Origin of the sequence: Streptomyces sp. NPDC058664 (assembly GCF_042716635.1) — a bacterium.
Classification (GTDB): Bacteria; Actinomycetota; Actinomycetes; order Streptomycetales; family Streptomycetaceae; genus Streptomyces.
On record NZ_JBHXRW010000028.1, the window covers coordinates 89,495 to 111,077 of the forward strand.

23 protein-coding genes and 1 pseudogene are annotated in these 21,583 nt (G+C 74.2%); 14 read left to right on the top strand and 10 right to left on the bottom strand.

The features are described 5' to 3' along the window. Positions 1-49 precede the first annotated feature (49 nt). Entirely contained in the window at positions 50-1,543 is a 1,494-nt protein-coding gene (gene xylB / locus ACFWUY_RS23160; RefSeq protein WP_384111922.1) for a xylulokinase, read from the top strand. A 71-nt stretch (positions 1,544-1,614) separates the two neighbouring features. Beyond that, complete coding sequence (locus tag ACFWUY_RS23165) at positions 1,615-1,845, top strand: hypothetical protein (protein WP_384111925.1); 231 nt, start codon at positions 1,615-1,617, stop codon at positions 1,843-1,845. Positions 1,846-1,899: 54 nt separating this feature from the next. Here ACFWUY_RS23165 and ACFWUY_RS23170 read toward each other — a convergent pair whose 3' ends face one another. The 5 genes and pseudogenes from ACFWUY_RS23170 to ACFWUY_RS23190 form a co-directional block, all read right to left on the bottom strand. Continuing rightward, positions 1,900-2,496, bottom strand: coding sequence for a DUF1349 domain-containing protein (locus tag ACFWUY_RS23170; RefSeq protein ID WP_384111928.1), 597 nt, complete (start codon positions 2,494-2,496; stop codon positions 1,900-1,902). 285 nt (positions 2,497-2,781) lie between these two features. Next, positions 2,782-3,201 (bottom strand): ketopantoate reductase C-terminal domain-containing protein, encoded by a 420-nt coding sequence (locus tag ACFWUY_RS23175; RefSeq protein WP_384111978.1) that lies wholly within the window; start codon positions 3,199-3,201, stop codon positions 2,782-2,784. Then, entirely contained in the window at positions 3,168-3,659 is a 492-nt protein-coding gene (locus tag ACFWUY_RS23180) for a ketopantoate reductase family protein (protein ID WP_384111981.1), read from the bottom strand. The genes ACFWUY_RS23175 and ACFWUY_RS23180 overlap by 34 nt, the downstream gene beginning before the upstream one ends. Beyond that, positions 3,607-3,720 (bottom strand): annotated as a pseudogene (locus tag ACFWUY_RS23185) (ketopantoate reductase family protein); the annotation flags it as partial. The pseudogene ACFWUY_RS23185 and the gene ACFWUY_RS23180, both read right to left, overlap by 53 nt. An 85-nt stretch (positions 3,721-3,805) precedes the next feature. Then, entirely contained in the window at positions 3,806-4,285 is a 480-nt protein-coding gene (locus ACFWUY_RS23190; RefSeq protein ID WP_384111930.1) for a winged helix-turn-helix transcriptional regulator, read from the bottom strand. A gap of 240 nt (positions 4,286-4,525) precedes the next feature. Here ACFWUY_RS23190 and ACFWUY_RS23195 point away from each other — a divergent pair, with 240 nt between their 5' ends. After that, positions 4,526-5,731, top strand: a complete 1,206-nt coding sequence (locus ACFWUY_RS23195) for an ROK family protein (protein WP_384111932.1) — start codon at positions 4,526-4,528, stop codon at positions 5,729-5,731. A 244-nt stretch (positions 5,732-5,975) separates the two neighbouring features. Here ACFWUY_RS23195 and ACFWUY_RS23200 read toward each other — a convergent pair whose 3' ends face one another. Next, positions 5,976-6,806: an MBL fold metallo-hydrolase gene (locus ACFWUY_RS23200; RefSeq protein WP_384111985.1), complete on the bottom strand. Its 831-nt coding sequence runs from the start codon at positions 6,804-6,806 to the stop codon at positions 5,976-5,978. Between the two features lie 221 nt (positions 6,807-7,027). Between ACFWUY_RS23200 and ACFWUY_RS23205 the strand changes: the two genes are divergently transcribed. The 4 genes from ACFWUY_RS23205 to ACFWUY_RS23220 all read left to right on the top strand — a co-directional run bounded on the left by ACFWUY_RS23205 (position 7,028) and on the right by ACFWUY_RS23220 (position 11,347). Continuing rightward, the gene (locus ACFWUY_RS23205) at positions 7,028-8,512 is read left to right on the top strand and encodes an ABC transporter permease (RefSeq protein WP_384111934.1); all 1,485 of its coding nucleotides are present in this window, start codon (positions 7,028-7,030) and stop codon (positions 8,510-8,512) included. 37 nt (positions 8,513-8,549) lie between these two features. Continuing rightward, a complete protein-coding gene (locus ACFWUY_RS23210) occupies positions 8,550-9,257 on the top strand; it encodes an ABC transporter ATP-binding protein (protein ID WP_384111937.1) in 708 nt (235 codons plus the stop codon). A gap of 147 nt (positions 9,258-9,404) precedes the next feature. Continuing rightward, positions 9,405-10,841 carry a WGR domain-containing protein gene (locus tag ACFWUY_RS23215; protein ID WP_384111940.1) on the top strand — a complete coding sequence of 479 codons (1,437 nt, stop codon included), beginning with the start codon at positions 9,405-9,407 and terminating at the stop codon, positions 10,839-10,841. Then, positions 10,838-11,347, top strand: a complete 510-nt coding sequence (locus tag ACFWUY_RS23220) for a hypothetical protein (RefSeq protein ID WP_384111942.1) — start codon at positions 10,838-10,840, stop codon at positions 11,345-11,347. Before ACFWUY_RS23215 ends, ACFWUY_RS23220 begins: the two co-directional genes overlap by 4 nt. 43 nt (positions 11,348-11,390) lie before the next feature. Here the strand turns inward: ACFWUY_RS23220 and ACFWUY_RS23225 are convergent, their stop codons facing one another. Continuing rightward, positions 11,391-11,813: a DUF350 domain-containing protein gene (locus tag ACFWUY_RS23225; protein ID WP_384111945.1), complete on the bottom strand. Its 423-nt coding sequence runs from the start codon at positions 11,811-11,813 to the stop codon at positions 11,391-11,393. Positions 11,814-11,958: 145 nt separating this feature from the next. Next, positions 11,959-12,561, bottom strand: a complete 603-nt coding sequence (locus ACFWUY_RS23230; protein ID WP_384111947.1) for an HdeD family acid-resistance protein — start codon at positions 12,559-12,561, stop codon at positions 11,959-11,961. A gap of 255 nt (positions 12,562-12,816) precedes the next feature. Between ACFWUY_RS23230 and ACFWUY_RS23235 the strand changes: the two genes are divergently transcribed. Together ACFWUY_RS23235 and opcA are read left to right on the top strand one after the other, a co-directional pair. Next, the gene (locus ACFWUY_RS23235; protein ID WP_384111950.1) at positions 12,817-13,359 is read left to right on the top strand and encodes a DoxX family protein; all 543 of its coding nucleotides are present in this window, start codon (positions 12,817-12,819) and stop codon (positions 13,357-13,359) included. A 334-nt stretch (positions 13,360-13,693) separates the two neighbouring features. Continuing rightward, positions 13,694-14,605 carry a glucose-6-phosphate dehydrogenase assembly protein OpcA gene (opcA, locus tag ACFWUY_RS23240; protein ID WP_384111952.1) on the top strand — a complete coding sequence of 304 codons (912 nt, stop codon included), beginning with the start codon at positions 13,694-13,696 and terminating at the stop codon, positions 14,603-14,605. A 137-nt stretch (positions 14,606-14,742) separates the two neighbouring features. Here opcA and ACFWUY_RS23245 read toward each other — a convergent pair whose 3' ends face one another. Continuing rightward, positions 14,743-15,714 carry an acetylxylan esterase gene (locus tag ACFWUY_RS23245; protein WP_384111955.1) on the bottom strand — a complete coding sequence of 324 codons (972 nt, stop codon included), beginning with the start codon at positions 15,712-15,714 and terminating at the stop codon, positions 14,743-14,745. A 342-nt stretch (positions 15,715-16,056) separates the two neighbouring features. Between ACFWUY_RS23245 and ACFWUY_RS23250 the strand changes: the two genes are divergently transcribed. From ACFWUY_RS23250 to ACFWUY_RS23260, 3 genes are all read left to right on the top strand, one after another. Next, positions 16,057-16,338, top strand: coding sequence for a hypothetical protein (locus tag ACFWUY_RS23250; RefSeq protein WP_384111958.1), 282 nt, complete (start codon positions 16,057-16,059; stop codon positions 16,336-16,338). 158 nt (positions 16,339-16,496) lie between these two features. After that, positions 16,497-16,958: a CBS domain-containing protein gene (locus ACFWUY_RS23255; RefSeq protein WP_384111961.1), complete on the top strand. Its 462-nt coding sequence runs from the start codon at positions 16,497-16,499 to the stop codon at positions 16,956-16,958. Between the two features lie 214 nt (positions 16,959-17,172). Beyond that, on the top strand, positions 17,173-17,622 hold the full coding sequence (locus ACFWUY_RS23260; protein WP_384111964.1) for an STAS domain-containing protein: 450 nt from the start codon (positions 17,173-17,175) through the stop codon (positions 17,620-17,622). 65 nt (positions 17,623-17,687) lie between these two features. Here ACFWUY_RS23260 and ACFWUY_RS23265 read toward each other — a convergent pair whose 3' ends face one another. Next, positions 17,688-18,149 (bottom strand): DUF3237 domain-containing protein, encoded by a 462-nt coding sequence (locus tag ACFWUY_RS23265; RefSeq protein ID WP_384111967.1) that lies wholly within the window; start codon positions 18,147-18,149, stop codon positions 17,688-17,690. 225 nt (positions 18,150-18,374) lie between these two features. On the opposite strand from ACFWUY_RS23265, the gene ACFWUY_RS23270 reads away from it, so the two are divergent. Both ACFWUY_RS23270 and ACFWUY_RS23275 read left to right on the top strand, forming a co-directional pair. Then, the gene (locus tag ACFWUY_RS23270) at positions 18,375-20,021 is read left to right on the top strand and encodes an ABC transporter substrate-binding protein (protein ID WP_384111970.1); all 1,647 of its coding nucleotides are present in this window, start codon (positions 18,375-18,377) and stop codon (positions 20,019-20,021) included. Positions 20,022-20,050: 29 nt separating this feature from the next. Further along, positions 20,051-21,499, top strand: coding sequence for an amidase (locus ACFWUY_RS23275; protein ID WP_384111972.1), 1,449 nt, complete (start codon positions 20,051-20,053; stop codon positions 21,497-21,499). Positions 21,500-21,583 lie beyond the last annotated feature (84 nt).

The following is a 21,583-nucleotide window of genomic DNA, read 5'->3' on the forward strand; positions in this document are numbered from 1 at the left end:
CGGTCCCGTCTCCCGACCCCGTCGACACATCGAGAAATGAGGTGAGGGCGTGCCCACCAGCCGCTCCGTCGTGATCGGCGTGGACAGCTCCACGCAGTCCACCAAGGCCGCGGCCGTCGACGCCGACACCGGCGAGCTCCTCGGGCTCGGCCGCGCCCCGCACACCGTCACCGGCTCCGACGGCGCCCGCGAGAGCGACCCGGAGGAGTGGTGGACCGCGCTCGTCACGGCCGTCCGCGCGGCCGTACGGGACGCGGGCGTCCCCGCCGCCTCCGTCACGGGCATCGCGGTCGCGGGACAGCAGCACGGCCTCGTCGCCCTCGGCGCCGACGGGCGCCCCCTGCGCCCCGCGCTGCTCTGGAACGACACCCGCTCCGCACCCCAGGCGGCCGCCCTCGCCACCCGCCTCGGCGGCCCCGGGGCCTGGCCGGAGCGCACCGGCTCGGTCCCCGTCGCCTCCATGACCGCCGCCAAGTGGCAGTGGCTCCGCGAGCACGAACCCGAGCGCGCCGCCGCCACCACCGGGGTCCGCCTGCCGCACGACTTCCTCACCGAGCGCCTCACCGGACTCGCCGTGACCGACCCCGGCGACGCCTCGGGCACCTGCTGGTACCGGCCAGGGGACGGTACGTACGACCCCGACGTCCTGGAGCTCATCTCGCTGGACAGCGCCCTGCTGCCCGCCGTCGCCCCCGGCGGCGCCACCCGCGCCGGCACCCTCACCCCGGCCGCCGCCGAGGCCCTCGGACTGCCCCGTACGGTCGCCGTCGCCGCCGGGACGGGCGACAACATGGCCGCCGCCGTCGGCCTCGGCCTCGGCGGCGCGGGACTCCTCGACCACCCGGTCGTCAGCCTCGGCACCTCCGGCACCGTCTTCGCCGCGACCCGCGCCCGGCCGGCCGATCCCGGCCTCGCCGGCTTCGCCGCCGCCGACGGCACCCGCCTCCCGCTGGGCTGCACCCTCAACTGCACCCTCGCCGTGGACCGGTTCGCCACCCTCCTCGGCCTCGACCGCGAGGACGCCCGACCCGGCGACGGGGTCGTCGTCCTGCCGTACCTGGACGGCGAGCGCACCCCCGACCTGCCGCACGCCGCCGGACTCGTCACCGGCCTCCGGCACGGCACCGACCCCCGGGCGATCCTCGGCGCCGCCTACGAGGGCGCGGCCTTCACCGTGCTGCGCGCCCTCGACGGACTCCTCGGCGCCTGCGGCCTCGACCCGGCCGAGCCCGCCGTACGGGACCGTCCGCTGCGCCTGATCGGGGGCGGCGCGCGCGGCAGGGCCTGGACCGAGACCGTCCGCCGGCTCTCCGGCCGGCCCCTGGTCGTCCCCGCCGCCGAGGAACTCGTCGCCCTCGGCGCGGCGGCCCTCGCGGCCGGCGCGGTGACGGGCGCCGACCCGGTGGCCCTGGCCACCGCCTGGGGCACGGGAGCCGGCGAGGTCCTGCCCCCGCTCACCCGCGACGACGCGACCTGGGACCGCGTCGCGGGAGTCCTGTCGGCCGCCACGCCCACCCTGCTGAGCGGCCCCGGCCCGTCGTGAGCTCGACCGCCGACTCCTGTACCGGGCAAGGAGGTTGGCCTAAGCTGACGTGAACGACGGGGGAGGTCCGGATGGTCGCACTACTGGTTCTGTTCGGTGTGCTCGGCGGTGCCGGGGCGCTGATGGCCGTGACGCTGGTGCGCCGCGGCCGGAGTCGTACGGACACGGCCGAGGGGCTGCTCCTGGAGCAGCAGGCCCTGCTCCAGGCCCGCAACGACCGGGTGTCCTTCTCCACCATCGCCGTCCACAACAACCCGCTGACCGCGAGCGACGCGTACCCCCGCCGCGACGGCCGACGCTGAGACGCGGCTCACGGCCGCCGGCGGCGCCGCGTCACCGCCCGGACGGGCGGCCGCTCACCGGCCGTCGAAGAGGTGGGCCAGGCTCGTGGGGGTGAGGCGGATGTCGTCGAAGTCGACCCGGCACCCCTCCCCGACGGGCGACTGGGCCACGATGCCGACCCGTGGGGCACGGGAGCCGTCCAGGGCGAACTGCCGTACCAGGCGCCAGGATCCGCCGTCGTCCGAGACGTGGAAGACGAAGCCCTCCCCGGTCCTGCTGACGCGCAGCCACAGGGCGTCCCCCTCGACGGGACTCCCGAGCGCGTCGTCGGACCGGCCCCGGGTCACGACCGAGTAGACGCTCGGAACCCCGTCGTGCGACTGCTCGAAGGTGAGCTTGGCCCAGTGGTCGTCGTCGGACCAGACGACGAGGGCCCCCGCGTCCCAGGCGGACCGGAAGCCGACGCGGAGCCGGGCCGAGAACTGCCAGTCGCCTTCCGGCGGTTCGGTCAGGGCCACGGCGGCGTCGCGCCGCGCGGCCCCGCCGACCGGGTCCGTGAAGACGTCCGTGTGCGGGGCGGCCGTGACGGTCAGGACGCCTTCGGAGAGGGACCACTCCCGCGGGGCGGTCACCCAGTCCATGGCGAGGGGGAGCGAGTTGTCGACGTTCATGCCGTCATGATCGCGAGCCGGCCGGGAGCGCGCCATGGGATCGGGCAAGGATCCACGAACCGGCACGAAAGTCCAAGCCGCCGACGCCCGCTCCCCGCCACCGGACGGCCCTGCCCTCCGAAGGCCCCGGACCGGCCCCTGACGGGTTCTCGAACCGTCCTCCGGAGGATCGTGAACCGCCTCCGGCAGGCTCTCGAGCCGTCCTCCGGCAGAGGCCCCGAACCGCCGCGCCCGGACCCGTGACCGGTGCCGGGTCCCGCGGCCGCACCGGTCGCGGAACCCGCGTCAGGCCCCGTCCGTGGCGCCCGTCGTGACGCGCCGCTGGTGGACGCGGAGGTGCAGCGTCGCCAGGTCCAGCAGCGGGGTCGCCACGCCCAGGGCGCGGGCCCGGCCGACGAGGTCGCCGAAGAGGTGCTCGACCTCGGTGGGACGGCCCGCCGTCAGGTCGCGGTAGAGGGACGGCACCATCGGCGAACCGGACGCGGACACCACGGCCAGCGTCGCCGCCCGCTCCGCCTCCGGTACGGGGTGCCCTGCCGCGGCGGCGACCGCCGCCGCCTCGTCGAGCTCCGCCGGGCCCAGGGCCGGGCCGCCCGGCACGTCGTACACGTCGCCGATCGTCCCGCTCATCAGGCTCGTCACCGCGCCGAGCGTGGTGACGAACACCCACTTCAGCCACATCGCCGTGATGACGTCCGCCGGCACCGGCGCGTCGATCCCCGCCCCTTCGAGGACCTTCCGGATCCGCTCACGCGCGCGGAGACCGTGCCGTCCTGCTCGCCGAAGGCCAGATGGGCCGGCGGGGCGAGCCGACGGATGTCTCCCGAGTCGTCGAGGGCCGTGACCACCTTGGCCACGCCCCCGAGGACCGCCCGCGCCCCGAAGCGGGCGTTGAGGGCGTCGATGTGGGCGAGACCGTTGAGCAGCGGCACGACCGCCGTGTCCGGTCCGACGACCGGCGCGACGTCCTCGATCGCCGCGGCCAGGCCGGTGGACTTCACCGAGAGCAGGACGAGGTCGTACGGGGTGGCGAGCGCCCCGGCCGTGACGAGCCGGGGGGGCGAGGGTCCACTCCTCGTCCCGGCCCACGATCCGCGGCCCGCGCTCGCGCGGCGCGGCCGCCCGGGCGGGACGGACCAGGAAGGTGACGTCCTGCCCGGCACGGGCGAGCAGGGCGCCGAAGTAGCCACCGGTGGCACCGGCGCCGACGACCAGGATCTTCATCGGTGTGAACCTCTCGTGGGGCGCCCCGCGGGCACGGTGGTGAGGAGCGGGGTGAGCAGCCGGTGCGGTCGGGCGAGGGCCGCCGTCACCGGGTCGTCGTCGGGAGCCGGGGGCCGAGCCCGGGGCCGGGGGCGACCAGGACGTCCGCGACGGGTACGGCCGCGCCGCACCCCGTGCGGCGTCCGTCCGCGTCGAGCGGCGCCTCGTCCCCGGCGTGCAGGAAGACGCGGCGCGGGCCGCCGGCCGCCGCGTGGAACTCCTCGCCCCAGGCGGTGAGGGCGCGCACGGCCGGCCACAGGGCCACGCCCTTGGGCGTGAGCCCGTACACCTCGCGGCGGCCCGTGCCGGTCCCGGGGCCGCGCTCCAGGACCCCCGCCCCGGTGAGGCCGGCGAGCCGATCGGTGAGGACGGCCCGGGGGACGCCCAGGTGCGCGGCGAACTCGCCGAACCGGCGGACGCCGTAGAAGGCGTCGCGCAGGATCAGCAGCGTCCAGCGCTCGCCGACGATCTCCATCGAGCGGGCGAGGGCGCAGGTCTGACCGCGGTAGTCACGCGGAAGGGGCACGGGCGGAGCCCAGCGCGAAAGAGTTCGGTGATTGAACCGTTTTCGCGGCAGGAGTCCGACGGCTGAACCTCCGTCACGGCAGGAGTCCGGTGAGCGAACCTTCGTCACGGTGGAGGTCCGGCGGCTGGACCTCCGTCACGGCCGGAGGTCCGACGACCGGTCGAACCGTTACGGCGCCCGGGACTCCGGGGACCGGCCGTTTCCGGGTGGGGGAAGCGGACGACTAGGCTCTCGCTCACGATGAACCAGCCCACGGAACCCAAGGCCGACAGATCGGGAGTGCGCCGGCACAACCTGAGCCTCGTCCTGCGGACCGTCCACGACGCGGGGGAGACCACGCGGGCCGCGGTCGCCGCCCGCGTCGGCCTCACCAGGCCCGCCGTCTCCTCGCTCGTCGAGCAGCTCCTCGACCTCGGCTTCCTCGTCGAGTCGGGCAAGACGTTCAGCGGGCAGGCGGGACGGCCGGGCACCGTCCTGAAGCCCGCCGACACGGGACCGGCCGGACTCGGCGTCGAGATCAACGTCGACTACGTGACGGTCTGCGTCGTCGACCTGACCGGCACCGACCGGGTGCGGCGCACCGAGCGCCTCGACAACCGCGCGGGCGGCGCGCCCGAGGCCCTGGCCCGGGCCGCCCGTATCACCGCCGAGGCCCTGGACAGGGCCGCCGAACACGGTCTCGCCCCGGCGGGCGCCGGACTCGCCCTGCCCGGACTCGTGTCCGGCGGAACGGTTCGGCAGGCACCCAACCTCGGCTGGCACGAGGCCGACGCCGAGCGGCTCTTCGGCGAAGCCCTCACGGCGCTGCGACCCGGCACCGCGGGCCTCGCCCTGACCTCCGACAACGAGGCCAACATGGCGGCGCTCGCCGAGCTGTGGTCCGGCGGGCTCGGCGACCTCCGCACCTTCCTCCACCTGACGGGGGAGATCGGGGTCGGCGGCGCGATCGTCGTCCACGGCGAACTCCTGCGCGGCGCCCACGGCTTCGCCGGGGAGATCGGCCACCTGGTCGTCGACGCCGGAGGACCGCGCTGCCGCTGCGGCTCACGCGGCTGCCTGGAGCAGTACGCGGGCCAGTCCGCCCTCCTCGCCGCGGCGGACGCCGACGGTGTCCCGGACCTCGTGCGCCGCGCCGAGGCGGCGGAACCGCGCGCCCTCGCCGCGCTCACCGAAGCCGGCCGGATGCTCGGGCGTGCCCTGTCGGGCGCCGTGAACCTCCTCGACCCCGAGGCCGTCGTCCTCGGCGGCATCTACCCGCGTCTGATGCCGTGGCTCGTCCCGGCCCTCACGGAGGAGCTCGCCGCCCGCGTCGTCTCCGGCCTCTGGACCCCGGAGGCGGGCCGCCTGCGCCCGGCCTCCGCCGCCACCGACGCGTCCCGCGGCGCGGCGGCCCTCGTCCTCCACGACGTCCTGGCCGATCCGCTGGCGTACGCGCCGGGGGCCTGACGGGCCCTTCGGCCCGCCGGCGTACGCGCCGGCGGCTGGGCCTGACGGAGCCGTCGACCCGCTGGCGTACGCGCCGACGGCGGGTCCGACGAGACGGCGAGGCCGGCCGGGCAGGACCTCACCGCCGGGCGTCCGCCCGGTGGCGTGACCGCGGGGGACCCCGTTCAGTGGCGTGACCGCCCGGCGCCCGCTCGGCAGCTGACCGCCCGGCGCCCGCTCGGAAGCATGACCGCCGGGCGCCCGTTCAGTGGCGTGACCGACCGGCGGGGGCCGTCCGCGGTTCGACGAACGGTCGGGTCAGGTGGGCCGTCGCGAGCACCGCCCCGCTGTCGGCGGCGCGCGCGAGCAGCTCCTCGCGCGAGGCACGGGCGGTGCCCGGATCGCGTTCGTGGGCGTAGGCCACGGCGGGGGCGACGAGCTGGACGGCGTGCACGAGGAGGTCGCCGGTGACCAGGACGTCCCGGCCGTCCGACCGTTCGACCAGGACGGACTGATGCCCGGGGGTGTGTCCGGGGGTCGGCAGCAGCGTGACACCGGGGCGCAACCGGTGCCTCCCGTCGACCTCGTACAGTTGTCCCGCCGTACGGAGCGGCTCCACCACCCAGTCCCACACGGGGTCCCGCCGGTCGAGGGCGGCGGTCTCGGCGCGCTGGACGACGTACCGGGCGCGCGGGAAGAAGGGCTGCCCTGCGGCGTCGGCGGCCCAGCCGGTGTGGTCCTCGTGCAGGTGCGTCAGGACCACGGTGTGGACGTCGGCCCGGTCGATCCCGGACGCCGTGAGCAGCTCGGGCAGGCCACCGGGCACGGGGCACCAGGGCGCTCCCGGGCCCTCGGCGGGGCCGACGCCCGCGTCGACCAGCGTCCACCCCGTACCGCCGGGGTCGGCGACGGCGAAGCAGCGGAAGGCCAGCCGCCAGGTGTCCTCGGGGCCGAACGCCTCCGGGTCGAGCGCGGCGGCCGCCGCCCACTCCGCCGCGCCGGCCCCGGGAAAGGCGTCCCGCGCCGTCTTGAAGAACACCCCCGTGGCGTCGAGGAGCGCCGTCACCGGGCCCCTCCGTGCCGTCACCGGGCCCATGTGCGCCGTCACCGGATCCACCGTGCCGTCACCGGGCCCGTCCATGCCGTCGTCGGGCCCCTCCGTGCCGCCACCGGGCCCCTCCGTGCCGTACCGCCGCTCTGAGACATGACGCCGACTCTGCCACCACGACTCCCCCGGCATCCAGCAGACCGGCGCTCTCATCCGGCTCTCACGCGGGACTTATCCCGTCATCACGCGCCGCCCCTAGCTTCACGCCCATGTTCTTCACCTACCTCCGGCGCGAACTGCGCCGCCGCAGAAAGGCGGCGCTCGTCGTCGCCTCCGGGCTCGCGCTCGGGATCGCGCTGGTCATCGTCGTCAACTCCGTCTCCTCCGGCATGAACCGGGCCCAGGGCAAGGTCCTGGAGTCGCTCTACGGGCTCGGCACCGACCTGACGGTGACCAAGGCGCGGGACCTGCCCGAGGACGGCGCGCCGGCGCAGCGGCCCCGGTTCGAGTTCCAGGGCAAGGAGGAGGGCGAGGAGCAGAGCAGCGACCGGCTGATGGTCCAGGGCTTCCAGACCCTGGCGGACTCCACCGTGGCCACGGTGGGCCGGCAGCCCGGCGTCGACCGGGCGGTGGGCGGGCTCAGCCTCGTCAACCTGAAGATCAACGGCGAGTTCGAGCGGGGCCGGATCCAGCGGGGTCAGGCCCAGCCGGGCGCCGGAACCGGCGGAACGAGCGGGCCCGGTGGGGCAGGCGGCACTGTCGGCGGCCCCGGCGACACCGTCACCGGCGGCGGCGCGGCCTTCGACGTCGACTCCTTCACGCTCTACGGCACCGACGTCACCGCGCCCGACCTCGGTCCCCTCACCACCTCCACGGTCTCCCAGGGCCGTACGTTCAAGGCCACCGAGACCGACGCGAAGGTCGCCGTCGTCGACAGCGCCTACGCCAAGGAGAAGGGACTCGCCGTCGGTGACGAACTGACCGTCAAGGCGGTGAAGTTCGAGATCGTCGGCATCGCGACCGCCGACCGGGGACAGGCCGCCGCCCAGGTCTACCTGCCGCTGAAGCAGGCACAGACCCTCTCCGCCTCCGCCGCCGAGGTCACCACGATCTACGTGAGGGCGACCGACTCGACGCGGATCGACGCGGTCAAGACCGCGATCCAGAGGAACGTCTCCGGCACCACCGTCACCACCTCGGCCGACCTCGCCCGGACGGTCTCCGGCTCGCTCGACACCGCGGCCGACCTCGCCTCGAACGTCGGCAGGTGGCTCTCGTACGCCGTGCTGCTCGCCGCCGTCCTCGTCGCCGGACTCCTCACCTCCTCCGCCGTCACCCGCCGGGTCCGCGAGTTCGGCACGCTCAAGGCGCTCGGCTGGAAGAGCGGCCGGGTCACCCGCCAGGTGGTCGGCGAGGCCCTCGTCAACGGTGTCATCGGCGGCGCCCTCGGCATCGCGATCGGCCTCGCGGGGGCGTACGCCGTGACCGTCGCGAGCCCCACCCTGTCCGCCGAACTCGGCCCTGCGGGCGGCGGTTTCGGCGGTGGCGGACGCGGCGGCACCGTCTTCGGCGGCGGGCCGGGCGACACGGCCGCCGGCAGGACCGTCGACATCGCCCTCACCGCCCCGGTCTCCCTCACCACCGTGGGGCTCGCCGTCCTCCTCGCCCTCGGCGGCGGCCTCGTCGCGGGTGCCTTCGGCGCGTGGCGTGCCTCGCGGCTGCGCCCCGCCGACGCCCTGCGCCGCGTCGCGTAGCCGCCCCGACCCACCCACGTATCCCAGGAGTCGCACCGTGTACGAACTCATCGGCGTCACCAAGCAGTACAGGCGGGGGCAGGAGAGGATCGACGCCCTCGCCGGGATCGACCTCACCCTCGACCAGGGGGACCGGCTGGTCATCCAGGGCCCCACGGGCGGCGGCAAGTCCACCCTCCTCCAGATGCTCGGCGGCCTCGACCGTCCCACCTCCGGGCAGGTCCTGCTCGACGGCACCGACCTCGCCGCGCTCTCCGAGCGGAGGCTGACGGCCGTACGCGGCCAGAACATCGGCTTCGTCTTCCAGAGCTTCAACCTCATCCCCACCCTCACCGCGCAGGAGAACGTGGAGACCGCGCTCGTCCCGCTCGGCGTCCGGCCCGCCGAGCGCCGGAGCCGGGCCGCCGAGGCACTGGAATCGGTCGGGCTCGGCGAACGCGCCGGCCACCTGCCGTCCGAGCTCTCCGGCGGCCAGCAGCAGCGGGTCGCGATCGCCCGCGCGCTGGTGAAGCGGCCGAAGGTGCTGCTCGCCGACGAGCCCACCGGAAACCTCGACGAGTCGATGCGCGACGAGATCGTCGACCTGCTCGAAGGGCTCTGGAAGGAGCACGGGCTGACCTTCGTCATGGTCACCCACGACAGCGCCATCGCCCGCCGGGCGCCCCGCCTCGCCACGATCCGCAAGGGCCGGATCACGATCAAGGAGAACCGCCCGGCGGCCTCGCGGGCCCCGGCCGAGGCCTGACCGGCGGCGCCGTCCGGGGGCCGTCCCGGCGCCGGGACCGACCGGGCGGACCGCCCCGCCCGCCGGGGCCGCGAAGTCCTGGCCCGCGGGGCGGCCCTCCGGCCGGGAGCGGACTGGTTGTCAGTGGCTGCGCCTACCGTTCTCACCATGACGACGACGACCTATCTGGAGCTGTCGCAGGACGGCGGCGGTGCCCACAAGTTCTACGAAGTGACCGTGGACGACCTCGCGGTGTCGGTCCGCTACGGCCGGATCGGCACGGCGGGGCAGACCCAGCGCTCCACGTTCCCGACGCAGGCGAAGGCACAGGCCGCCGCGGCGAAGAAGCTGGGCGAGAAGGTCCGCAAGGGGTATGCCCCCGCCGTGCGCGGGCAGCGGGCCGCCCGCGCCGTGACACGCCGCGAGGTGACCTCGGCGCCGTCCACCGCGCGCGCCGTGGCCCCCGTGCTCTGGCGCTTCAGGACCGGCTCGGCCGCCTTCGGCATCCACGTCGACGAGGAGCGCTGCTGGGTGGGCAACCAGGCGGGGGACGTGTTCACCCTCGACCGCACCGGCGAGGTGCAGGCCCGGTTCAGCCTGCCGGACGGCGTCAAGTGCCTGGTCGCCGACGACTTCTGGATCTACGCGGGCTGTGACGACGGCAAGGTGTACGACCTGTCGTCCAAGCTGCCCTTCGCCGCGTACGACATCGCCACCGACGTCGACATCTTCTGGCTCGACATCCACGAGGGCGTCCTGCACGTCGCCGACCGGTCGGGCCGGCTCACCGTCATCGACCACGAGGACGAGCACCAGTGGGCGCGCGGCGGCCAGGGCGAGCACGCCTGGATGGTCCGGGCCGACGGGGACGCCGTCTACTACGGGGACACCCGGGGCGTCGCCGCCCACGCGCCGGACGGCGGCGGCGAGCTGTGGCACACGGCCACCGAGGGCGCGGTCCTCTTCGGTTGGCAGGAGGACACCGCGGTCTACGCGGGCACGGGGCGCAGGAAGGTCCAGCGGCTCGCGAAGAAGGACGGCCGCGTCGAGGCGGTGTACGCCTGCGACAGCCCGGTGTACTCCTGCGCCACCTCGCCCGGCGGCCGGTTCGTCTTCGCCGCCGACTCGGCCTCCTCCGTCTACTGCTTCGCGGAGGACGGCACCCGGCTGTGGAAGCTCGGCACGGGAGGGGGTTCGGCGCTCTCCATGCAGTACCGCGACGAGCGGCTCTACCTGGTGACCACGGACGGTTCGCTGGTGTGCGTGGACGCGAGCGAGACGGCGATCGAGGCCGCCCAGGGGGGCACGGTGCCGGTCGCCCGGGACATCAAGCTCGCCGCGGCCCTGCCGGTGTACGAGCCGGCGACGACCGTGACCGCCGTGAGCACCGTCAGCGACGCCCCGGCCGGTTCGATCGTCGTGGAGTGTGTGAACGAGTCGGGCAGGACCCGGGTGAGAGTCGTCTCCCAGGGCTACGACTCCGGGTGGAACGTGCAGTTCCCGAGGGCGATCAGGGAGCCCGGAGCGCGGTACGTGGTCGACGCCCTGCACGCCGCCGCGGGCGGCTTCTACCGGGTCCGCGGCGACATCCGGCGGCTGCTGTGACGACGGGGACCGGGGGAGGAGGGGCAGGGGGCGCGGGAACCGGCGGCGGCGGGACCTTCGAGGCGGCCACCGGCGACGGCCCGCCGGTGCCTCCGGCCGAGGCCGAGCAGCGGTCCCGGGAGATCAGGGCCGCCCTCGACGGACTGCTCCAGATCAGACGGCTGACCCTGCGCCAGGGCGGCGATCCGGCGGCCGTGCCCGCCGACTGGGAACGCCGGCGGCCGGTCCGCGCGGTGGCCCTCGCCCTGGAGTCCGGCGGGATCGCGCCCTCGTCGGTGGACGCCTCGGGCGCGCGGACCGGCACCGGGTACCGGGTCAGGGCGGGGGACCGGCCCGAGACGGCCGTGGTGGAGTGGCTGGGCCCACCGGGCTCGGGCGCCGCACAGGAGGAGGCCGCGGCCCTCGGCGCCTGCGTCACGGCCCTGGCGCGGCTCGGCTGGGAGGCCCTGCTCTACCGGGGCCCGCGCGGACGCCGCTTCCTGGAGGTGGAGCCCATGGGGAGCTGAGCCCCGGGGGCCGGGGCCCGAAGGCCCCTGGACCGGGCGGGGTTCAGGCGATCGAGGCGGAGACGATCGCCGAGACCGCGATGTTGCAGGAGGCGGTCACCCAGACCGCCGGGTGCGGCTCGGGGTCGACCAGGGTGGCGCCCAGCTTCCCCGGCGTGACCAGGTCCACGACCAGGAAGGCCACGGCCATCATCACCAGGCCGAGGAGCCCGAAGGCGGCCGTCGAGACGAGGCCCTTGCCGAAGTCGTCGTACGTCGTCCAGATCGAGGTGAAGACGATGCCGCCGATGCCGAGGAGCGCCGAACTCAGCAGGACCGCGGCGTTGCGGTTGCGGTCCTCCCAGATCTGGCGCCCGAGCTTCCCGGGGGTCAGCAGGTCCACGAGCACGATGCCGAGGATCAGCAGGACCACGCCGAGGGCGCCGTAGGCGCCGGCCCGGCCGAGGCCGTTGACGATGTCGCTCATGGTGTGCCGGCTCCGCAAGGTCACGATCACGGGGGATCGGTGGTCAAGGACCGGCAAAATGTAGCGCACGCGTCAACAGCGCCCGCCGCCCGCCCGGGAATCGGGCGGACGGCGGGCGCGACACGGGCCCGGCGGAACCGCGGCGTCAGGCTCCCGGCGGAAGGTTCCTGGCACGTGAGCGGACCATGAAGGCCGTGACGATCTCGGCCGCGCCGACGGCGACGAGCCAGATGCCGCCGAGAAGCATCAGCACCGCCGCCGACTCCAGCGGGGCCACGATGAGGACGACACCGGCGAGCGCGTTGACGACGCCGAGGAAGATCTGCCAGCCGCGCGCCGGGATCGCGGGGTCGGAGACCGCCGCGACGGTCTCGGTGATGCCCCGGAAGAGCCAGCCGATGCCGATCCATATCGCGAGCAGCAGGATCGACTGCATCGCGCCCCGGAAGCAGAGCAGACCGAGCAGGATCGAGAGGGCGCCGCTGATGAAGGCCATGACGCGCAGCGCGGTGCTCGTATGCGTACCGAAGGCGGCGATCAGCTGCGTCACCCCGCTGAACAGCAGGTAGAGACCGAAGAGCACGCCGGCCACGAGCAGTGAGGCGCCCGGCCAGACCAGCACGAGGACGCCGAGGACCAGCGCCGCGAGCCCGGCGACGAGCAGCGCCTGCCAGGCGGCTCCCGCGAGCGCGCCCAGCGGGCCGGGCGTTATGTCCCGCTGTCGCGGGCGGTCATGAGTCTGTGTCATGGACGGTCTCCGTCCTTTCGCGAGGGTGGGGCACGGGCCGGAGCGCGGGGGCACGGGTGCGGCGGAAGAGCGCCATCTGCTCGACCCCGGAGGAGCCCGCACGGACGGCGACGGCCCACCCACTAAAGCAAGGGCGAACAGATGGCGCAAAAGGTACTCAAGCGGAGTATTCGGCCGAGCTCCGGCAGGCGGGGACCGGCAGGGGCGACGACAGTGGACGACATACGTGTCCGCCCTCCCGCACTGGAGAAACACATGGGCCACCTCAACCGACGCGACCTCGGACTCCTCGTCCTGCGGGTCGGCACCGGTGCCGTACTCGCCGCGCACGGGACCCAGAAGCTCTTCGGATGGTTCGGCGGGGGCGGCGTCGAGGGCACCAGCAAGGCGATGGAGGCCATGGGCTTCCGGCCCGGCCGGCAGAGCGCCGTCGCCGCCGGTCTCGGCGAGGCGGGCGGCGGAGCGCTGCTCGCCCTCGGCCTCGCCACCCCGGCGGCCGGCGCGGCGGCCGCCGGAGCGATGGCGGGAGCCGTCGCCGTCCACGCCCCGGCCGGTTTCTTCGCCCAGGGCGGCGGCTACGAGTACCCGGCGTTCCTCGGCTTCGTCGCCGCCGCGATCGGCGTCACCGGCGCCGGCCGGTACTCCCTCGACCATGCCACGGGACATGTCGTCGACCGTCCCTGGGTGGTGGCCACCGCCTTCATCGGCACCGCGCTCGCCGCCGCGGCCGTGGTCGGCCGCCGAGCCGAGGAGCAGTCCGCCGCCACGCCCCCCGAGCCGGAGCCGGAACCCGCGTGACGGACCGGCCGAACGGACCCCGCTCGGACTGGCCGAACGGACCCCGCTCGGGCCGGGCGCCGGGCCCTGCCCGGCGCGGTGACGGACCCGTCCGGCCGTGAAGACGGGCCCCGTTCGCCGCCTGAGCCGACGGACCCCGTCCCTCAGGCCCCGGCGGTGCCGGAACCGGCAGGACCCGGTCGGCCCCGGCGACGGACCACGTCCGTCGAGGCCTCCGACGGGGAATCCCACCCCTCCATCGACGGGGAATCCCACCCCTCCATCGACGGGGCCCGCACGCGACCGTCGCCGGGGAGGGTTAGGCTCGCCGCAGAGGAAGGGACGGCCGCCGCGCATGAAGATCGATCTGACGGACACCGACTCCAGCAGCATCAACAAGGCGATCCTGCGAGGCCGCAGGGCCGTCGGCACCCCCGCCGTCGGGGCCGTGCTCACCCTCCTCGTCGTCACCGACGAGGAGAACGCCTACGACGCGGTCAGAGCGGCCAACGAAGCCTCCAGGGAGCATCCCTCCCGCACCCTCGTGGTCATCAAGCGCCACGCCCGCTCACCCCGCGAGCGCCACGAGAGCCGGCTCGACGCCGAGGTACGGCTCGGTACCGACGCCGGTTCGGGCGAGACGGTACTGCTCCGGTTCCACGGCGAACTCGGCGCCCGCGCCGACTCCGTGGTCCTGCCGCTGCTCCTTCCGGACGCGCCCGTGGTCATCTGGTGGCCCGTCGACGCCCCCGAGGTGCCCTCCCGCGATCCGCTGGGCTCGCTCGCCCAGCGGCGTATCACCGACATGTACGCGGTCGAGGACCCCCTCTCCGCGCTGGAGAGCAGGGCCGTCTCCTACGCCCCCGGTGACACGGACCTCGCCTGGACCAGGCTCACCCCGTGGCGTTCGATGCTGGCCGCCGCGCTCGACCAGGCCCCGGGCACCGTGACCTCGGCCGCCGTCGAGAGCGAGGCGGAGAACCCCAGCGCCGAACTCCTCGCCCGCTGGTTCGAGGTCAGGCTCGGCGTCCCCGTCGACCGGATCGTCAGCGGCGGACCCGTCGTCACGGCCGTGCGCATGGGCACCGCCGACGGCGAGATCCGCATCGACCGGCCCGAAGGCCCGGTGGCCAGGCTCACGATCCCCGGCCAGCCCAGCCGGGTCCTCGCCCTGAAGGTGCGGACCACCGCCGAGCTGATCGCCGAGGAACTCCGCCGCCTCGACCCCGACGAGGCCTACGCGGCCGCCCTGCGCGGCCGCGCCTGACACCTGGCCCCGGGCGGTCGGCCCTCGGGCGTGGAGGCCGCGGGAAAGTGACGCCATGCCGCGCGGAATACCCGCGCGCCGGCACGGATCCGCGTCCGGCACGGATCCGCGTCCGGACGGCGGGCCGGCCCGTCGGATCAGCCGCGCAGCTTCCCCGGCAGCCAACGGAGCTGGGCCGCCTGCTGGAAGGCACCGCCGCCCTCGTGGTCGTTGAAGTCGTACACCTCGATCGCCTTCTCGTCCTCGGCATACGCGTTGAAGGCCGCGAACACCGTCGACGGCGGGCAGGTCAGATCCTCGAGAGCCGTCGAGAACAGGGCCGGGGCCGTGGCCCGGGCCGCGAAGTGGACCCCGTCGAAGTAGGCGAGCGTCTCCCGCACCTGCCGGACCCGGCCGCGGTGCGCCTTGAGGTAGGTGCCGATCTCGCGGTACGGCGTGCGGTCCGTGACCGTCGTCGCACGCGGGAAGTCGCACAGGAACGGCACGTCCGGCACCACCGCGACCAGGTTCCGCACCAGCCCCGCCACGGCCAGCGTGATCCCGCCGCCCTGGCTGACACCGGTCACCGCCGTGCGGCTCGCGTCCACCAGAGGGTGCGAGCGGGCGGCCTCCACGGCACGGACCGCGTCGGTGAAGAGCCGCCGGTAGTAGTAGGTGTACGGATCCTCGACGCCGCGCGTCATGAAGCCGGGGGACGACGGCGCGCTGCCCACGGGGTCCGGGGTGTCACCGGTGGCCCAGCCGCTGCCCTGCCCGCGCGTGTCCATCACGAAGTGCGCGAACCCGGCCGAGGCCCAGAGCAGATGGGTGTGCGGAAGGCCGCGCCCACCGCCGTACCCGAGGAACTCCACGACGACCGGCAGCGGTTCGGTCGTGCCGGCCGGCAGGACGAACCAGCCCTTGACCGGCTGCCCGTCGAAGCCGGCGAAGGTCACGTCGAACACCTCCACCGCGGAGAGCCCCGTCGAAACGGCCTCGAAGCGCGCCCCGAGCTCGTGCGCGCGGGCCTCACCGAGGGTCTTCGCCCAGAAGGCGTCGAAGTCCTCGGGCTCCACCGACGCGCTGCGGTAGGTGCGGAGTTGATCGAGGGGCAGGTCGAACCGAGTCATGAGAACCGCCTGGTGAGTCACCCGTTGAGGGAGGGTCGCGTTCGATATCTCGACCGGTCCACCCCGGCCTTCCCCACCCTAGCCAGTGGATGCGGTGCCGATCACCCCCGACCCCCGACCCCTGGCCCCCGCCCCCCCGCGCCCGACACCGAGCCCGGCGTACGGACCGGACCCGGGATACGGGCCACGCGCCCGGCGCGACCCCGCGTCCCCGTCCGGTGGACACTCCGCGCGCCCGACGGCACGTGAGGGCCGTCGGGCCGGTCACCCGTGACATCCTCGGACGAACCGCCCACACCGCGTCCGGCCGTGGGTCTTCCTCGTCCTGCGCGGAGGGACACCATGCTCATCAGCCATGCCGTACGTCACCAGGTCCTGCACGTGACGCTCCACCGCGACCTGGACGTCACCAACCGGGCCGCCGGCGCCCTGCAGATCCAGGCCCTCGTCCAGGCACACCGTCCCACCCGGGTGGTCATCGCCGTCCCGAGCGCCGATCCCACCCCGGCCACCCTCAGCACTCTCGCCCGCGCCCACCGCATGTGCGAGAGCCTGGGCATCCCGCTCTCGCTCAGCGGGGCGAGCACCCGCACCCGCCGGCTCCTGGACGTCTCCGGAGAGTGAACCCGCGCCGGCGGATGAATCGCGCGCCGAAGGACGCACACGCGCCGACAAGGGTGCCGGAGGCGCCGCTCGCACCCGTTTGGAGCGGGCACCTGCGGGCACCGCTCGGGTGATCGGAAGTGCCGGCTCCGTACGCCGTGATCCGGGAGGAGAAGGCCATGCGTGCACGGGACCTCGCCGAGCCCTACCCCTTCGTGAGCACGGACGACGACGCCATGGACGGGGCCCGGCTGCTGGCGGAGCGGTCGCTGCCCGCTCTGCTGGTCCTCGACTCCGACGGTCAGCCGTTCGCCGTCGTGCCCGGCTCTCAGCTGATCCGGCAGCTCGTCCCCTCCTACATCGCCGAGCAGCCCGCGCTGGCCGCGGCCGCCCGGCACCAGCCCGACGGGGGACTCGGGGAACAGCTCGACGGGCTCACGGTGGCCGACTGGGCGCCGCGCCACCTGTATCCGCCGCCCCTGGTCGGACCCGACGCCCTGCCGATGGAGGTCGCGGCGCTCATGGCCAGGACCCACAGTCCGCTGGTCGCCGTCGTCGAACGGAACGGCGACCAGGTCACGCTGCTTGGCACGGTCACGGCCGCCCGCCTGATGGAGTACTTCATCGCGGCGGCTCCGTGACGGCGCTGCGTTCCCACGGGCGCGGAGCCCGGCGGCCGGCACGCCCCCCGCACGCCGCGCGACCCGTCACCGAGTGCTCCGGCGGCGACGGGTCGCTCCGCGGCCACACCGGGCAGGGTTGCCCGGGCGCGCCGGGCAGGCGGAGAATCATGTCGTCGGGAAACTGGGCACCCAGGACCACGGGACCGTCCCCGACGCGGCGAGGTGAGGCGTCATGGATGCGGCATTCCGTATCTCGGTGAAGCGTTACGGGCCCACCCTGCGTCTGGCTCCGGCAGGAGAGCTCGACGGTGAGGGCCGCGCCGCTTTCGAGCGGGCGGAGCGCGCGGTCGACGACGGCGTCGTGGTGGTGGCCTGCGGCATGGAGCACGTCCCGTTCATGGACGCCGCCGGACTGCACTGCCTGCTCGACTTCGCGGAGCGACTCGACGCCCGGGGCGTGGCGGTCTTCTTCTTCCACTGGCGCAGTCAGCCCCTGCACCTGCTCGATCTCGTCGACGTCTGCTCACCGGCGAGCGGGAGCGGCCGGCGCTCGTGGGCGTCCGCGACGGCCGCGCTGCGCCGCGACCTCGGCACGCGCGCGTACACGGGCCGGGCCCGCGGAGCCGTAGCGGCCGGTTTCGACCGGGTGACGGGCGGGGTGCGGGTGCGCAGCGGTCGCTGACGGCGGTCCGGCCACCGGAGGGCGTCCCCGCCGGGGGGGGGGGGGGGGGCCCCACGGCCGGACCGCTACTTGAGTGCGTACATGCGGATGACCACGGCATCGTCGCCGTCCGGGCGGGCGAGGCCGACGAAGACCGTCTCCGCGAGCCAGCGGTGGGTGGGGGCGTCCGTACGGAAGACCGGCGAGGTGCGGTAGTAGTGGCCGGCCTCGGAGACCTGCACCTCCCCGTCGAACTGGTCCGGGGTGTCGGCCTTGGGCCGGTAGTAGCCGCGGTTGACGATGTCGATCACGGCTCCGTCCTCCGCCTGGAGCAGGTAGCGGGCCTCCAGCTCGCACACCTCCCCGCGCGTGCTGCTCCAGTCGCCTCCGCCGGGAAGGACCTTCCCGCGCAGGCGGGGGCCGTCCACGGTGCCCCCGGTGATGGGGGTGAACTCGGTGGCCTCTCCGTCGCCGTTGCCGATGTGCAGCGTTTCGGACACCTCGGCGCGGATCTCGAACGCGAAGTCGAGGGCGGGAGTGAAGGGCATGGTGGTTCTCCGCTTCTGTGAGGGGACGGCGCACCCGAAGCCCCGGTGCGATCCGGCCACGTCTTGCTCTTGACGCGTTAGCTCACCAGATGCAAGCGTGACATGCAACAGTGTTATATGACGTTCGTTTATGACGGCTCGTCGGCGTGTCTCGTCTCTCCCCCCATGCCGAGCGTCCCCTCTCTCCTCACTCCTCTCGACTCCCCTCGGCAAGGAGCATCAGCTATGGCTGCGAAGAAATCGGTGCTGGCGTTGCTCACGAGCGCGGGACTGCTGGCCGCCACGGCCTGCACCAGCTCGTCGAACGGAAACGGCACTGCCCCCAGGCCCGGACGTCTGACCACCACCACGGCACCCGGAACCGCCGAAGTGGACCGGGTCACCTGGGCGCTGCCCTACGGTGAACCGACGACGCTCGACCCCGCGAAGATCGGCGACTACTCGCCCCAGACGGTCGAAGCCAACCTCTGCGACACCCTGACCCGGATGAACGCGGACTTCTCCCTGAGCCCCGGCCTCGCCCGGAAGATCACCTGGACCGACGGCCACACCCTGGTTCTCGACCTTCGCCCCGGTGTCACCTTCTGGGACGGCTCGGCCATGACCCCCGCTGACGTGATCCACAGCCTGGAACGACAGCGGGACCCCCGGACGCAAGCCCTGTACGGGAACTACCTGGCCGCCGTGACCTCGATCAAGGCCACCGGCCCCCACCAGGTGACACTGCGGACCAGGGGGTACGACCAGACGCTCCCCAAGGCGCTGTCCACGTCGTTCGGCGCGGTCAGCCAGAAGGCGTACACCGAGAAGGCGGGCCCCGCCTACGGAACCGCCAAGGGCGGCCTGATGTGTACGGGACCGTTCAAGCTGGGCTCCTGGAAGTCCGGCAACGGCATCACCCTGGAACGCAACGACGCCTACTGGGACACCAGGCTCAAGCCGAAGGCGAAGCAGGTCGAGTTCCAGTTCATCACCAACAGCAACACACTCACCGGCGCGCTGCTGTCCGGCGAGGTGGACGGCACCTACGAGCTGCCGCCCAGCAGCGCCACCGCGCTCGGCAAGGCCGGCAACGGCGCCGTGCACCTCGGCCCGTCGACCCAGAACGTGCTGCTGATCCCCGCCAACGCCGAGTCGCCCGCGGCCGACCGCAAGCTGCTGGACGCCCTGTCCCTGGTCATCGACCGCGACGCGCTGATCAGGAACGTCTTCGGCGGTGACGCCACCACCCTGAAGTCCCTCGTCCCGCCGCTGACCTGGCGCGGGGACAAGGCCGCCGATCGGTTCGACGCCGCCTACGCCGCGCTGCCCGACGTCCCGAAGCCGGACGCGGAGAAGGCGAAGAAGCTGGTCGCGCAGGCCCGCCCCGTCCCGCGTCCGCTGGTGGCCGCCATCCCCGCCGGCGACCAGCGCGGACTGCAAGCACTGACATTCATCCAGGCCGCGGCCAAGAAGATCGGCGTCGGCATCGAGATCAAGCAGCTCCAGCCCACGGAGATGTCCTCGCTCTTCTACGACCCCTCGGTCCGCAAGGGCCTCGACCTCATCCTCACCTTCGGCTACGTCACGATGCCCGACCCGACGTCCTACGTGGCCGAGAGCGTCACCCCCCGTGGCCTCTTCAACTGGACGGGCTACGACAACCCCGAGGTGACCCGGCTGCTCGACCGGGCCCGCACCTCCTCCGACCCCGCGGCCTCGGCCAAGGCGTACGCCGAGGCCCAGGCCCTGTTCACCCCCACCACCCCGGCGGTGTTCCTGGCCACCACGCACGAGCGGATGTTCATGAACAAGCGCGTCAGTGGCGCGCCTGCCTCCTTCGCCTACATGAGCATGCCGTGGGCCGCCCACCTCGGCGGCACCGCCAAGTGACCGCCAACCCTTCGAACCAGGAGACGACGATGACCGACACCACCGGCGGCACGCCGTTGTGGGACCACTCGGCCGCCGAACTGGCCGCCGGCATCCGCGCGAAGACGTTCTCGGCGACCGAGGTCGCCGAGGCGTTCCTCGCCCGCATCGACGAGACCAACCCGGCGCTCAACGCCCTCGTGGACATCAGGCCCGAGGAAGCGCTCGCCCAGGCCGCCGCCGCCGACGCGGCGGTCGCGGCCGGCGGGGACCTGCCCCCGCTGCTCGGCGTCCCGGTGTCCACCAAGATCAACACCTCGCAGCGCGGCCACGTCAGCTCGCACGGGGTCCCGGCCTGGGCCGGCGCCGTCGCCCAGGACGACGCCGTCTGTATCGCCGGTCTCCGCGACGCGGGGGCGACGCTGATGGGCCGCAGCAACAGCCCGGCCTTCGCCGTGCGCTGGTTCACCGGCAACGACCTGCACGGCAAGACGCTCAACCCGTGGCACCCCGGCCACACCCCGGGCGGCTCCTCGGGAGGCGCCGCCGCGTCGGTCGCCGCCGGCATGACCCCCATCGCGCAGGGCAACGACATCGGCGGTTCCGTCCGCTTCCCCGCGTACTGCTGCGGCGCCGTCGGTCTGCGTCCCACCATGGGGCTCGTCTCCGGGGTGGAGCCGCGCGGCGCGGAGGAGTTCGACAGCCCGCTGTCCTTCCAGACCATGGCGGTCCACGGGGCGCTGGGCTGGACCGTCGACGACGTCCGGCTCGGTCTCCACGCCATGGTGAGCCCGGACCTGACCGACCCCGTGGGCCTCCCGGTGCGCCCGCCGCTGGGCGTGCCCGGCCGGGTCAAGGTGGCGGTCGTCCGCGACGCCGGCGGCGCCAGGCCGCATCCCGGCGTCGACGCCGCCATCGACGACGCGGCCCGCTGGCTCGGCGAGGCCGGCCACGAGGTGGAGGAGGTCGAGCTTCCCCTCCTCGGTGAGGCCGCCCGGCTGTGGTCGCTCCTGCTCTACCAGGAGCTGAAGACGATGATGTCCGAGATCGAGCGGTTCGGTGACGACACCGTGTGCGTCTCGCTCGCCGCCTCGTTCACCGCCGCCGCGGAGACCTGGGGCGAGCAGCCCACCCTCACCGACTACATCCGGGGCTACGCCCGCCGCGGCACCCTCATCAGCCGCCTCCAGCAGTTCCTGGGCCAGGACCGGATCGTGCTGACGCCGGTGTGCGCCGAGCCGCCGTTCGAGCAGGACGCCGACCTCGCCGGCGACGCCCGGGTGAGCGAACTCCTGGCGGCGCAGTGGCCGATGCAGGCCGTGCCCGTCCTCGGGTTCCCCGCCATCTCCGTACCCACCGGACTGCGCGACGGGCTGCCCTCGGGCGTCCAGCTGATCGGCGGACGCTTCCAGGAGGACCTGCTGCTCCACGTCGCCACGGCGATCGAGGCCCGAGCCACGCGAACCCGGCCGACCCTCTCCTGGGCGCAGGCCGGCTGACCGCCCGCCCCGACCCTCCGACGGCGTGCCCCGGCGGTCTGACCCCACCGCCCGGGCACGCCGGTCCCATTACCAGGAAGAGCC